Source organism: Streptomyces vulcanius, assembly GCF_042653945.1.
Lineage (GTDB): Bacteria > Actinomycetota > Actinomycetes > Streptomycetales > Streptomycetaceae > Streptomyces > Streptomyces mangrovi.
Window position 1 is genome coordinate 1 of sequence record NZ_JBHSFK010000012.1, and the last position, 11,982, is coordinate 11,982.

13 protein-coding genes and 1 pseudogene are annotated in these 11,982 nt (G+C 70.1%); 7 read left to right on the top strand and 7 right to left on the bottom strand.

Annotated features, from left to right (window positions below; translation table 11 throughout):
* Positions 1-362: 362 nt before the first annotated feature.
* A complete protein-coding gene (locus ACFPIH_RS19445; protein ID WP_381173885.1) occupies positions 363-1,004 on the bottom strand; it encodes a DNA-3-methyladenine glycosylase in 642 nt (213 codons plus the stop codon).
* Positions 1,005-1,155: 151 nt separating this feature from the next.
* Between ACFPIH_RS19445 and ACFPIH_RS19450 the strand changes: the two genes are divergently transcribed.
* The 3 genes from ACFPIH_RS19450 (at position 1,156) to ACFPIH_RS19460 (ending at position 3,194) form a co-directional block, all read left to right on the top strand.
* Positions 1,156-1,938: a sporulation protein gene (locus ACFPIH_RS19450; protein ID WP_381173883.1), complete on the top strand. Its 783-nt coding sequence runs from the start codon at positions 1,156-1,158 to the stop codon at positions 1,936-1,938.
* 64 nt (positions 1,939-2,002) lie between these two features.
* Positions 2,003-2,542: a YbhB/YbcL family Raf kinase inhibitor-like protein gene (locus ACFPIH_RS19455; RefSeq protein ID WP_381173881.1), complete on the top strand. Its 540-nt coding sequence runs from the start codon at positions 2,003-2,005 to the stop codon at positions 2,540-2,542.
* A 145-nt stretch (positions 2,543-2,687) separates the two neighbouring features.
* The gene (locus ACFPIH_RS19460; RefSeq protein WP_381173879.1) at positions 2,688-3,194 is read left to right on the top strand and encodes an HNH endonuclease; all 507 of its coding nucleotides are present in this window, start codon (positions 2,688-2,690) and stop codon (positions 3,192-3,194) included.
* Positions 3,195-3,253: 59 nt separating this feature from the next.
* Here the strand turns inward: ACFPIH_RS19460 and ACFPIH_RS19465 are convergent, their stop codons facing one another.
* The 3 genes and pseudogenes from ACFPIH_RS19465 to ACFPIH_RS19475 form a co-directional block, all read right to left on the bottom strand.
* Positions 3,254-4,198, bottom strand: coding sequence for an SPFH domain-containing protein (locus ACFPIH_RS19465; RefSeq protein WP_381173877.1), 945 nt, complete (start codon positions 4,196-4,198; stop codon positions 3,254-3,256).
* A gap of 162 nt (positions 4,199-4,360) precedes the next feature.
* Positions 4,361-4,795, bottom strand: a complete 435-nt coding sequence (locus ACFPIH_RS19470; RefSeq protein WP_381173875.1) for an NfeD family protein — start codon at positions 4,793-4,795, stop codon at positions 4,361-4,363.
* A gap of 326 nt (positions 4,796-5,121) precedes the next feature.
* Positions 5,122-5,652: pseudogene (locus ACFPIH_RS19475) on the bottom strand (ABC transporter ATP-binding protein); the annotation flags it as partial.
* Positions 5,653-5,807: 155 nt separating this feature from the next.
* On the opposite strand from ACFPIH_RS19475, the gene ACFPIH_RS19480 reads away from it, so the two are divergent.
* A complete protein-coding gene (locus ACFPIH_RS19480; protein ID WP_381173871.1) occupies positions 5,808-6,590 on the top strand; it encodes a hypothetical protein in 783 nt (260 codons plus the stop codon).
* 95 nt (positions 6,591-6,685) lie between these two features.
* Here ACFPIH_RS19480 and chpE read toward each other — a convergent pair whose 3' ends face one another.
* The 3 genes from chpE to ACFPIH_RS19495 all read right to left on the bottom strand — a co-directional run bounded on the left by chpE (position 6,686) and on the right by ACFPIH_RS19495 (position 8,863).
* On the bottom strand, positions 6,686-6,931 hold the full coding sequence (gene chpE / locus ACFPIH_RS19485; protein ID WP_381173869.1) for a chaplin ChpE: 246 nt from the start codon (positions 6,929-6,931) through the stop codon (positions 6,686-6,688).
* 152 nt (positions 6,932-7,083) lie between these two features.
* Positions 7,084-7,725 carry a response regulator gene (locus ACFPIH_RS19490; protein ID WP_381173867.1) on the bottom strand — a complete coding sequence of 214 codons (642 nt, stop codon included), beginning with the start codon at positions 7,723-7,725 and terminating at the stop codon, positions 7,084-7,086.
* On the bottom strand, positions 7,718-8,863 hold the full coding sequence (locus ACFPIH_RS19495; protein WP_381173865.1) for a GAF domain-containing sensor histidine kinase: 1,146 nt from the start codon (positions 8,861-8,863) through the stop codon (positions 7,718-7,720). The genes ACFPIH_RS19490 and ACFPIH_RS19495 overlap by 8 nt, the downstream gene beginning before the upstream one ends.
* A gap of 224 nt (positions 8,864-9,087) precedes the next feature.
* On the opposite strand from ACFPIH_RS19495, the gene ACFPIH_RS19500 reads away from it, so the two are divergent.
* The 3 genes from ACFPIH_RS19500 (at position 9,088) to ACFPIH_RS19510 (ending at position 11,971) form a co-directional block, all read left to right on the top strand.
* A complete protein-coding gene (locus ACFPIH_RS19500; RefSeq protein ID WP_381173863.1) occupies positions 9,088-9,786 on the top strand; it encodes an SDR family NAD(P)-dependent oxidoreductase in 699 nt (232 codons plus the stop codon).
* Positions 9,783-10,937 carry an S-adenosylmethionine:tRNA ribosyltransferase-isomerase gene (locus tag ACFPIH_RS19505; RefSeq protein WP_381173861.1) on the top strand — a complete coding sequence of 385 codons (1,155 nt, stop codon included), beginning with the start codon at positions 9,783-9,785 and terminating at the stop codon, positions 10,935-10,937. Before ACFPIH_RS19500 ends, ACFPIH_RS19505 begins: the two co-directional genes overlap by 4 nt.
* Before the next feature lie 302 nt (positions 10,938-11,239).
* A complete protein-coding gene (locus tag ACFPIH_RS19510; protein WP_381173859.1) occupies positions 11,240-11,971 on the top strand; it encodes a transglycosylase SLT domain-containing protein in 732 nt (243 codons plus the stop codon).
* The last annotated feature ends 11 nt before the right edge of the window (positions 11,972-11,982 follow it).

An 11,982-nucleotide genomic window follows, 5' to 3' on the forward strand; every position in this document is an offset into this window, starting at 1 on the left:
CTGGCGTTGATTTTTGGCACGCTGTTGAGTTCTCAAGGAACGGACGCTTCCTTTGTACTCACCCGAGACACTCTCAGGCTTTCCTCCGGGCGCTTCCCTTCGGTCTTGCGTTTCCGACTCTATCAGATCCTTTTCGGTGTCTGATTCCCTGTCGGCGGGGCCTTTCGACATTCACTACGTTAACCGATTCCCTCGGCAACTCATAATCGAGTTCCTGCGAGTTCGAATTCGGGCATGCGGGCACGCCGAATTTGCTCCCGCTGAGGGATGTCGTAGGTAGTGGGTGGCCGCTTCCGGCTGCTGGCGAATGCCGTACCCGGTTCAAGCGGCTCGGGCCACGTTACGCGCCCGTCATGGGCGAGTCAACTTCGGCGACGCCTGGGGACATGGGCCCGATACGGGCTCACTGTGGGGTCGTCGGCGACCCAGTAGCGCCAGGGATGGACGGCTCCGTCGCCGGAGACTCCGGTGCGTGGGCCGTTGCGTACCTGGTCGGAGGGGACCGGGGTGCCGGTCATGACGCGGAGGGGGGTGTCGGTTGTGGTGCACGCGTCCGTGCCGTCGAGGGTTCGGTCGACGTCCAGGGCCGTGGCCAGGCGGGCCGGTCCTTTGGCGAGTTCCTTGTCATTTCGGGCCGAGAGTCGACGTTTGCGGGCCAGTTCGGCACCCTCGGTCACCTCGCCGGCGCGGAGCAGAACGGCGCTCGCCCTGCCTTCGGGACCGCAGACGAGGTTCATGCAGTGCCACATGCCGTAGGTGAAGTAGACGTACACATGACCGGGCGGACCGAACATCACTTCGTTGCGGGCGGTGCGGCCACGGTAGGCGTGTGAGCCGGGGTCGTTCGGGCCGTCGTAGGCCTCGACCTCCGTGATACGGAGGGTGATCGGACCGTCGGGGGTCGTACGGACCAGGAGGCGGCCGAGGAGGTCGGGGGCGACTTCCAGGACAGGGCGGTCGAAGAAGACCCTGGGCAGGAGCGTACGGTCGGGGGTCGCGATCATGGCCTCCGAGCGTAGTGGAGAACGGTCGGTGCGTCGGGGTGTTCAGCGGACGCTCGGCTTGCCAGGGTGTGGGCACGGAACCGGCCAGGGCCGGATCGCGTTTGTAGGGATCAAGGGATCCCGGAAGCAAGAAGTTCGAGTAGGGAGAGTCATGGCGTTCAAGAAGCTGCTCGCGAGTCTGGGGGCCGGCGGGGCTTCGGTGGAGACGGTGCTGACGGAGGTCAACGTCGTACCGGGCGGTGTCGTCCAGGGCGAGGTGCGGATCCAGGGCGGGTCCGTGAACCAGAACATCGAGGGGCTCTCCGTCGGGCTGCAGGCCAAGGTCGAGATCGAGAGCGGTGACCAGGAGTACAAGCAGGACATCGAGTTCACCAAGCAGCGGCTGGGCGGGGCGTTCGAGTTGCAGGCGGGCGCGGTGCACGCGGTGCCGTTCGGCCTGGAGATCCCCTGGGAGACGCCGATCACGATGATCGACGGGCAGGCGCTGCGCGGGATGAACATCGGGGTGTCGACCGAGCTGGCCATCGCTCGGGCGGTGGACTCCGGCGACCTCGACCCGGTCAACGTGCACCCGCTGCCGGCGCAGAAGGCGATCCTGGACGCTTTCCTCCAGCTGGGCTTCCGGTTCAAGAACGCGGACATGGAGCGCGGGCACATCCGCGGTACGCGGCAGAAGCTGCCGTTCTACCAGGAGATCGAGTTCTTCCCGCCGTCCCAGTACCGGGGTCTGAACCAGGTCGAGCTGAGCTTCGTGGCCGACGAGCAGGCGATGGACGTCATCCTGGAGATGGACAAGAAGCCGGGGCTGTTCAGCGAGGGCAGTGACACCTTCCGCTCGTTCCAGGTGGGGCTGCACGACTACCAGGGGACAGACTGGGCGGCGTACCTCAACCAGTGGCTGTCCGAGGTCGGCAGCAAGCGCAACTGGTTCTAGGCTCGGAGTCACTGACTCCACTGTCTCCAGTGGCTCCATTCAGGATCGTTCAGGAGGTACCGAGGTGACCGAGCTCAAGCGGCGGCCGCTCCCCCATGACTTCCACCCGCCCGTGCCGTCGTTCACGGTGACGAGCGAGGACGTCGCGGCGGGCGCGACGCTCAGGAGTGCTCAGGTCTACGCGGAGGGGAACACCTCGCCGCAGCTGCGGTGGGAGGGGTTCCCGCCCGAGACCAGGAGTTTCGCCGTGACGTGCTACGACCCGGACGCCCCGACGGGCAGCGGGTTCTGGCACTGGGTCCTGTTCGACATCCCGGCCTCGGTGACCGAGCTGCCGGCGGGCGCGGGCAGCGGCAAGTTCGAGGGGCTGCCGGAGGGTGCCATACAGGCGCGTAACGACTACGGCAGCAGGGACTTCGGCGGGGCGGCGCCGCCCGCCGGGGACGGGCCGCACCGGTACGTCTTCACGGTGTACGCCGTGGATCAGGAGAAGCTCGGTCCGGATGCGGATGCCAGCCCGGCCTTTGTGGGCTTCAATCTGCGGTTCCACGCCATCGCGCGTGCCCAGTTGGTCGGTGAGTACGAGGTGCCCGCCGAAGACTGACGTTCATTGAACGTTTGCCCGCCTCTGGTCTTGGAAGTGATCAGAGGCGGGCATTTTTTATTTCGTTGTCCATCTCGGCGTGCCCGGCCAGAGTTGATCCCAGCCCGCCAGGGAGTGGGCCGGTGCGCACAGGAGGTGGGCAGGTATGCGGGACACGCTGGTGCTGAACGCGAGCTTCGAGCCGCTGTCGACGGTGACGTTGAACCGAGCCGTCGTTCTGGTGCTTCAGGACAAGGCCGTCGTCGAGCAGGCCCACCCCGAACTGCGTATGCGCGGCGCCGAGGTCGACATACCGGCGCCGCGGGTGATCAGGCTGTGCAGGTACGTACGGGTGCCGTTCCGAAGACAAGCTCCGTGGTCGCGGAGGGGTGTGCTGGTCAGGGACCGGCACCGGTGCGCGTACTGCGGCAGGCGCGCGACGACCGTGGACCATGTCGTGCCGCGGGCGCAGGGTGGTCAGGACTCCTGGCTGAACACGGTGGCCTCGTGCGCGGAGGACAACCACCGCAAGGCGGACCGGACTCCGGAGCAGGCGGAGATGCCGCTGCTGCGGAAGCCGTTCGAGCCGACTCCGCAGGACGCGATGCTGCTGGCGATGGCTGCGGACGACCTGGCGGCGCTGCCGGAGTGGCTGACGGTCGACGCGGCGTGAGCCGTATGTGAAGTGGGGCCCGACTCACGGGAGTCGGGCCCCACTTCACATACGTCGGATCAGTCGATGGACGGCTTCTCGCGGCGTTCCGGTGCCTTGTCCGATCCTCCGCCGTTCGAACCGCCGCCCAGTCCGCCGAAGTTGCCCATGGCGCCGGAGAGGCCCTTGAGGGCGTCGCCGATCTCGCTGGGGACGATCCAGAGCTTGTTGGCGTTGCCCTCGGCGATCTTCGGGAGCATCTGGAGGTACTGGTAGGAGAGCAGCTTCTGGTCGGGGTCGCCGGCGTGGATGGCCTCGAAGACCGTACGGACGGCCTGGGCCTCGCCCTCGGCACGCAGAGCGGCGGCCTTGGCCTCACCCTCGGCGCGCAGGATCTGGGACTGCTTCTCGCCCTCCGCGGTGAGGATCGCGGCCTGGCGCGTACCTTCGGCGGTGAGGATCGCGGCGCGCTTGTCACGGTCGGCGCGCATCTGCTTCTCCATCGAGTCCTGGATGGAGGTGGGCGGTTCGATCGCCTTGAGTTCGACGCGGTTGACGCGGATGCCCCACTTGCCGGTGGCCTCGTCGAGGACGCCGCGCAGGGCCGCGTTGATCTCCTCGCGGGAGGTCAGGGTGCGCTCCAGGTCCATGCCGCCGATGATGTTGCGGAGCGTGGTGACGGTGAGCTGCTCGATCGCCTGGATGTAGCTGGCGACCTCGTAGGTCGCGGCGCGGGCGTCCGTCACCTGGTAGTAGATGACCGTGTCGATGTTCACGACCAGGTTGTCCTGGGTGATCACCGGCTGCGGCGGGAAGGGGACGACCTGTTCACGCAGGTCGATGCGGTTGCGGATGGTGTCGATGAACGGGACCACGATGTTGAGGCCCGCGTTCAGTGTCCGCGTGTAGCGGCCGAAGCGCTCGACGATCGCGGCGCTGGCCTGTGGGATGACCTGGATCGTCTTGATCAGGGCGATGAAGACCAACACCACCAGAATGATCAAGACGATGATGACCGGTTCCATCGTGCTTCCCCGTCCCCTTCTCCGCTTCCGCTGTCGCTTCTCCGCCTCGAGCGCTTTCGGAAGATCCTATGGTGTTGAAGATCTTGCTGGTCGAGTCTGACAGACCGTCGCCTACCTCGGGAGGCCTTCGGTTCACTTGCGCCGTGCGGGAGTTGTGCAAGGTCAGATCACGATCGCCGTGGCCCCCTCGATCTCCACGACATCGACCTCCTCACCGGCTTCGTAGGACCGGCTGGTGTCCAGGGCGCGCGCCGACCAGATCTCTCCGGCGAGTTTGATCCGGCCGTTTTCGGAGCCGTCCACGCGCTCCAGTACGACGGCTTGCTTGCCCTTCAACGCGTCCACTCCGGTGGCGAGTTGGGGGCGTTGTGCGCTGTGGCGGGCCGCGATGGGCCGTACGACGGCGATGAGCGCGACCGAGACGACGACGAAGAGGAGCACCTGGGCCACGACGCCGAGGCCGAGGCCCGCACCGATCGCGGCGGCCACCGCGCCGACTGCGAGCATGCCGAACTCCGGCATCGCGGTGACCACGAGCGGGATTCCGAGCGCTGCCGCGCCGACCAGCCACCACACCCACGCGTCGATGTCGTTCACATCGTCATGGTAGGGCCGTAGGTCCTGCCGGGACAGGGCGCAATGGGTCGGATCGGACGTCAGGACAGCGGGAGGCCCTGGGCGGTCCAGCGGTCGCCGACCTGTTCCACGAGGAGCGGGAGGCCGAAGCAGAGGGAGAGGTTGCGGGAGGTGAGTTCGAGCTCGACGGGGCCGGCGGCGAGGACCCTGCCCTGGCGGATCATGAGGACGTGGGTGAAGCCGGGGGCGATCTCCTCGACGTGGTGCGTGACCATGATCATCGAGGGGGCGATGGGATCGCGGGCGAGGCGGCCGAGGCGGCGTACGAGGTCCTCACGGCCGCCGAGGTCGAGGCCGGCGGCGGGCTCGTCCAGGAGGAGGAGCTCGGGGTCGGTCATCAGGGCGCGGGCGATGAGGACGCGCTTGCGTTCGCCCTCGGAGAGGGTGCCGAACTTCCGGTCGAGGTACTCGCTCATGCCGAGGCGGTCGAGGAAGGCGCGGGCGCGCTGCTCGTCGATGTCCTCGTACTCCTCCTGCCAGCCGGCCGTCATGCCGTAGGCGGCGGTCAGGACGGTCTGCAGGACGGTCTGGCGCTTGGGGAGCTTGTCGGCGAGGGCGATGCCGGCCATGCCGATGCGCGGGCGCAGCTCGAAGACGTCGGTACCGGGCTTGCCGAGGGTCTCGTCGAGTACGGAGACGGTGCCCGAGCTGGGGAAGACGTAGGTGGAGGCGATGTTCAGGAGGGTCGTCTTGCCGGCGCCGTTGGGGCCGAGGATGACCCAGCGCTCGCCTTCCTTGACCGACCACGAGACCTGGTCCACCAGAGCCCTGCCCTCGCGGACCACGGATACGTCCTGAAGCTCCAGAACATCGCTCATGAGCGCGTTGTCTCCCCTTGCAGTGTGGCCGGTCTCGGTTGTCGCGGGTGCCGGTGCTCGAACCGCCGCGCGCGTGGGTGGGCGCGGCCCCTCGGGAAAATCTACGCCACCGGCCGGGTGGGCCGTTCCATCGGTCCGGTCCTTAGGGTGGAGGCATGCTTTCGGAACCGCGCGCTGGTCGCCTTGCCGCTTGGGGAAATGCCCTTTTGGCCGGACTTGTGTCTCCGGACGACGCCGTGCTCGCCGTGGTCGGTGAGGACGCCGTGCACCGGGTGGAGGGGTTGCCCGGTGAGTCGGCGCCCGTCGGACTCACGCTGGCGCTGGGCCGGTTGCGGGCGCTGGCGGTGACGGGGCTGCGGGTGGCGTTGCCGGCGCCGGGGCATCCGCTGGGGCTGAGCGGGCCGCCGGAGTTCAACGCGCGGGCGCTGGAGGCGGAGGAGGCGGTGGTCTGTCACGGGGCCGCGCTGGGGCTGGTGCCGGAGGTGTCCGAGGCCGGGCCCGCCGGGGACGTGCACGTCGAGGTGGTGTGGCACTGTCTGCCGGTGCGGGAGGCTCCGCCGGCCGATGTGCCGTCGCTGAGCGAGGCCGAGCGGGAGCTGGCGGAGGCGCTGCAGGAAGCCACGGCGGTGCTGTCGCGGCTGGACGTGGCGGGGTCGGGGCCGGCGGCGGAGGCGGCGATCGACGCGTACCGGGCGCGGGCCGAGCAGGGGCGGGAGGTGCTCGCGCCGGGGTATCCGCCGCGGGCGGTGCGGGTGCTGGAGCTGGCACGGCGGGTGGGGCTGCTGGTGACCCTCGCCGTGGAGAACGGGCACGGGGGTGCGGTCAGCTCCGCGGAGATGGCGGCGCGTGCCGAGGCGTTGCGGCCGGTGGAGCGGACGGCCCGGCGGGCGCAGGTCGCCGCGTACAACGCGTATGTGGAGGAGCGGGAGCGGGGGTGACCATGCGGAGGGGCTCCGTACGTCGTCCTCGACGTGCGGAGCCCCTGCGCGGATCGACGGGCCTCTCCCGATGGGGGCCGGGGGAAGCCGTGTCCTCAGCGGTTGAGGCCCAGGTTGCCGAAGGCCGGGTTCAGCGCGCCGATCACGTTGACGCTGTTGCCGACGGCGTTGACCGGGACGTGCACCGGGACCTGGACGGTGTTGCCCGAGGCGACGCCCGGCGAGCCCTTGGCCGCGCCGTGGGCCGAGGCGCCGTCGTGCGCGGAGGCCATACCGGCGCCCGCGGCCAGCAGTCCGCCGGCCACCATCGTCACGGCCGCTGCCTTCTTCAGGTTCTTCACTTCTCAAGTCCTCCCAGCGATCGCCGCGGCAGCAGGATCGGCCGCGGCACGCACTGGAGAACGGCGGAGCCCCCGAGAGGTTGCGCCATCCGGGGGATATTCCCACTACGGTATGAATCTCAGCCCGGAAGGGAACCCTCCGAATTGCCGTCTCAGCCGACCACGCCATGGCGTACGGCCCACAGCGCGGCCTGGGTGCGGTCGGCGAGGTCGAGTTTCATCAGGATGTTCGAGACGTGCGTCTTGACGGTCTTCTCGGAGAGGACGAGGGCGCGGGCGATCTCCCGGTTGGAGCGGCCGTCCGCTATCAGGCTCAGTACCTCGCGCTCCCGTTCCGTGAGCGAACCGCCTCTGCCCTGGCCCGAGTTGGCCTCCTCCTGGGAGAGCAGCGCACCGGCGACCTCGGGCTGGAGGAGGATGTGCCCGGCGTGCACGGAGCGGATGGCGCCGGCGAGGGCGTCGGGATCCACGTCCTTGTAGACGTATCCGGCGGCGCCGGCGCGCAGGGCCGGGACCACCGTGCGCTGTTCGGTGAAGCTGGTGACGATCAGCACGCGCGCGGGGTTGTCCAGTTCGCGGAGTCTGCGCAGGGCCTCGACGCCGTCCATGCCGGGCATCTTGACGTCCATCAGGACGACGTCGGGCTTCAGTTCCTCGGCGCGCTCGACTCCCTCGGCGCCGTCGGCGGCCTCGCCGACGACCTCGATGTCGTCCTGGACCTCGAGGAAGGTGCGCAGACCGCGCCGGACGACCTGGTGGTCGTCGACGAGCAGCACCCTGATTGCGTCAGCCACCGGGGGCCTCCATCTCGATCGTGGTGCCCTTGCCGGGCGCCGATTCCACCGTCAGGCGGCCGCCGACGCCGCTCGCGCGGTCGCGCATGGACACCAGGCCGAGGTGGCGGCCGGCCCGGCGTATGGCCGTGGGGTCGAAGCCGGTGCCGTCGTCCGTGATGCGCAGGACCGTGGCGGCGCCGTTCTTGTGGAGGGTGACGTCCACATGCCGTGCGCCGGAGTGCCGCAGGGCGTTGTGCAGGGCCTCCTGTGCCACCCGCAGCAGGGCCTCCTCCTGGGCGGCCGGCAGGGCGCGGACGCCGCGGCCGGTGAAGGTCACGCGCGCGGTGTGGGCGCGGTCGAGGACCTGGACCTGGGTACGCAGGGTGTTGACGAGACCGTCCTCGTCGAGGGCTGCGGGGCGCAACTCCACGACAGCCGCGCGCAGTTCGTCGGCGGCCTCGGCGGCGAGCGCGGCGACCTGCTGCAACTCCCCCTTGGCGCGGGAGGGGTCGCGGTCGACGAGGGCGGCGGCGGCCTGTGCGGTGAGGCGCAGGGAGAACAGCTTCTGGGCCACCGCGTCGTGCAACTCGTGGGCCAGGCGGGAGCGTTCCTCGGCGATCGTCAGTTCGCGGCTGCGCTCGTACAGGCGGGCGTTGGTGAGGGCGATCGCGGCGTGCTGGGCGAGGATGGAGAGCAGTTCCTCGTCGTCCTGGGTGAAGCCGCAGCCACCTTCGGGCTTGTCGCAGTTCTTGTTGGCGAGGAAGAGGGTGCCGATGACCTCGTCGCCGTCGCGGATGGGCAGGCCCAGGAAGTCGGACATCTCGGGGTGGGTGGACGGCCAGCCCTCGAAGCGGGGGTCCTCGCGCACATCGGCCAGGCGCTCGACACGGGCCTCCTGGAGCATCGCCGCCAGGATGCCGTGCTGGCGGGGCAGCGGGCCGATGGCCTTCCACTGCTCGTCGCTGACGCCGTCGACGACGAACTGGGCGAAGCCGCCGTGGTCGTCCGGGACGCCGAGTGCGGCGTACTGCGCGTCGAGCAGCTCGCGTGCGGAGGCGACGATCGTCTTCAGGACGTCGCGCACCTCCAGATGCCGGCTCATGGCCAGCAGCGCGGAACTCACCGCTGCGAGGCCGGACCGGGGAACTTGACTCATGTCCTCACGGTACCGGCGGGGTGTGACAGCGCGGATCGGACCAGTGACGGCCGGGACCGGGACGGAAGACCTAGGACCGAGGTCCCCGGTACGGCGACGTAGGGGCGCGGGCGTACGTCGAAGGGACCCGGTGGTTCCCGTCCGGCGTCCGAGGCGGGGCCGGGAGAGCGTTCCTAGGTTGGGTGCACCGCCGACGGAGGCGGTCGGACGAGGGGACGGTTGTCATGCCGGTAGCGATCATCACGGGGGCTTCCAAGGGGCTGGGGCGGGCACTGGCCGAGGCGCTGTCCGCGCGGGGCTGGGATCTGGTGCTGGACGCCAGGACCGAGGGCGTGCTCAAGGAGACGGCGGCCGTGGTCGCGGGGCACGGGCACGACGTCGAGGCGCTCGCGGGCGACGTCACGGATCCCGCGCACCGGGCGGCGCTGGTCGCGGCGGCCTGGCGGCTCGGCGGGTGCGACCTGGTGGTTAACAACGCGAGCGCGCTGGGTGCCGAGCCGCTGGTGCGCCTCGAGGAACTGCCCCTGGAGGGGCTGCGGCGGGCCCTGGAGGTGAACGTGGTGGCCGCGCTGGGCCTGGTCCAGGAGGCGTTGCCGCTGCTGCGCGGGGCGCGGGCGGGCGCGGTGATCGCCGTCAGCTCGGACGCGGCCGCCGAGGCCTACGGCACGTGGGGCGGTTACGGGGCGTCCAAGGCGGCGCTGGACCAGCTCGCGGCGGTGCTCGGGGAGGAGGAGCCGGCGCTGCGGGTGTGGGCGGTGGATCCCGGGGACATGGCGACGGACCTGTACGCGGCGGCCGTACCGGACGACGGCGATCCGCGTCCGGAGCCGGACAGTGTGGTGCCGGGCTTCCTGCGACTGCTGGACGAGCGGCCGGCGAGCGGCCGGTACGCGGCTCCGGCGCTGCTGGAGGGACGGCTGTGACGCTGGCGGTGAGCGTGCCGGACGAGCTGTCGGCGCGGGTGCCGGCCGAGCAGCGCGGGCCGGGGCGGGGCCGGGACGACGTACGGCTGCTGGTGTCGCGGGGGACGGATGTGACGCATCACGCGTTCCGGGAGCTGCCGTGTCTGCTGCGGGCCGGGGACCTGCTGGTGGTGAACACCTCGCCGACGCTGGCGGCGGCCGTGGACGGGCGGATCGGGCACGCGCGCGTGGTGGTGCACTTCTCCACGCGCGGGGACGACGGGCGGTGGGCGGTCGAGCTGCGGGATCCGGACGGCGGGGGCACCACACACGCGCGTACGGGCGGCCCCGCGGGGACGGAGGTGCACCTTGCCGGAGGAGTACGGCTGACCCTGGAGGAGCCCCTGAGCCCGGGGAGCGGGCGGCTGTGGTGGGCGACGGTGACGGGGGGATCTGTGCCCGCCGGGGCGGCGGCGGTCGGAGCCGGGCCGGACGCGGCGGCGCCCGGCGGGGTGGCGGCGGATGGGGTCGTGGTGTGGCTGTTGCGGGAGTACGGGCGGCCCATTCGGTACTCCTACACGGAGCGGGATCAGCCGCTGTCCGTCTACCAGACGGTGTTCGCGCTGCCGTCGGCCGACGGGGCGGGGAGTGCGGAGATGCCGAGTGCGGCGCGGCCCTTCACGGCGCGGCTGGTGGCGGAGCTGGTGAGCCGGGGGGTGCAGTTCGCGCCGGTGACCCTGCACACCGGGGTGGCCTCGGCGGAGGCGCACGAGCCGCCGTATCCGGAGCGGTTCGCGGTGCCGGAGGCGTCCGCGCGGCTGATCAACGCGGTCGGGGCGGGCGACGGGCGGGTGATCGCGGTCGGGACGACCGCCGTGCGGGCGGTGGAGTCGGCGGCCGGGGCGGACGGGGTCGTACGCGCGCGTGCGGGGTGGACGGACCTGGTGGTCACCCCGGAGCGCGGGGTGCGGGTGGTGGACGGGCTGCTGACCGGGCTGCACGAGCCGGAGGCCTCGCATCTGCTGATGCTGGAGGCGGTGGCGGGACGGGCGGCGGTCGACCGGGGGTACGACGAGGCGCTGCACGGGCTCTACCTGTGGCACGAGTTCGGGGATGTGCACCTCGTCCTCCCGGCGGAGGACCCTCACACAGAGCATTGCTCCAGCAACTAGGGGTGAGAACGGCCCGGGCGCCATGTGAGCCCGCACATAGGGTGCACATCACGTACGAAGGAGCATAGGAGATAAATAGGGCGCGCATGAACGGGACAGACGTGTAGGTCTGTCCCGTTTTGCCCCTCCCGGGTCCACTACCGGGGATCGTACGTCACACCTTTGCGTGGCGATTTTGCGGCCGCTAACAATGGCTGCGTCGCTCAGCGCCGTGGGTTCTTCCGCGGCCTTCGTTCGTGCCCAGCGCACCGTGTCCACCGTCGGACGAGCGACCTCCGTCTATTCGAAGAGGTCCTTCCGCCATGCCCAAGAACACTCACAAGATCGCGATCACCGGCGCCGCTGCCCTCGGTGCCGCCGCCATCGCCTTCTCGGTAGTGCCGGCCGACGCGCAGACGACCGCAACGGACGCCGTCTCGTCCTCCCGCGTCGCCTCGGAGCAGGTGCGGGAGGTGAAGGGCAGTGTGACCGACCAGCTGGCCGGCTCGAGCGTGAAGGTCGACGCGATCGAGGCGAAGAAGAAGGCGGCCGCGGACGCCGCGGCCAAGAAGAAGGCCGCCGCCCAGGCCGCCGCGAAGAAGAAGGCCGCCGCCGAGGCAGCCGCAAAGAAGAAGGCGGCTGCCAAGAAGGCCGCCGCCGCGCACAAGGCCAAGCAGGCCGCGAGCCGCTCCGCGAAGCGTGCCGCCGTCAAGCCGGTCGCCGCCAAGAACTACGCCAACAACCTCGACGGCTGGATCCGTGAGTCGCTCGACGTCATGAAGAAGCACGACATCCCGGGCTCCTACAACGGCATCAAGCGCAACATCATCCGCGAGTCCTCGGGCAACCCGAACGCCATCAACGACTGGGACATCAACGCCATCAACGGCATCCCGTCGAAGGGCCTGCTGCAGGTCATCCCGCCGACCTTCAAGACCTACCACGTCGCCGGCACGTCCTGGAACATCTATGACCCGGTCGCCAACATCACCGCCGCGTGCAACTACGCGGCCGACCGGTACGGCTCCATGGACAACGTCAACAGCGCGTACTGACGGCCTCCCCA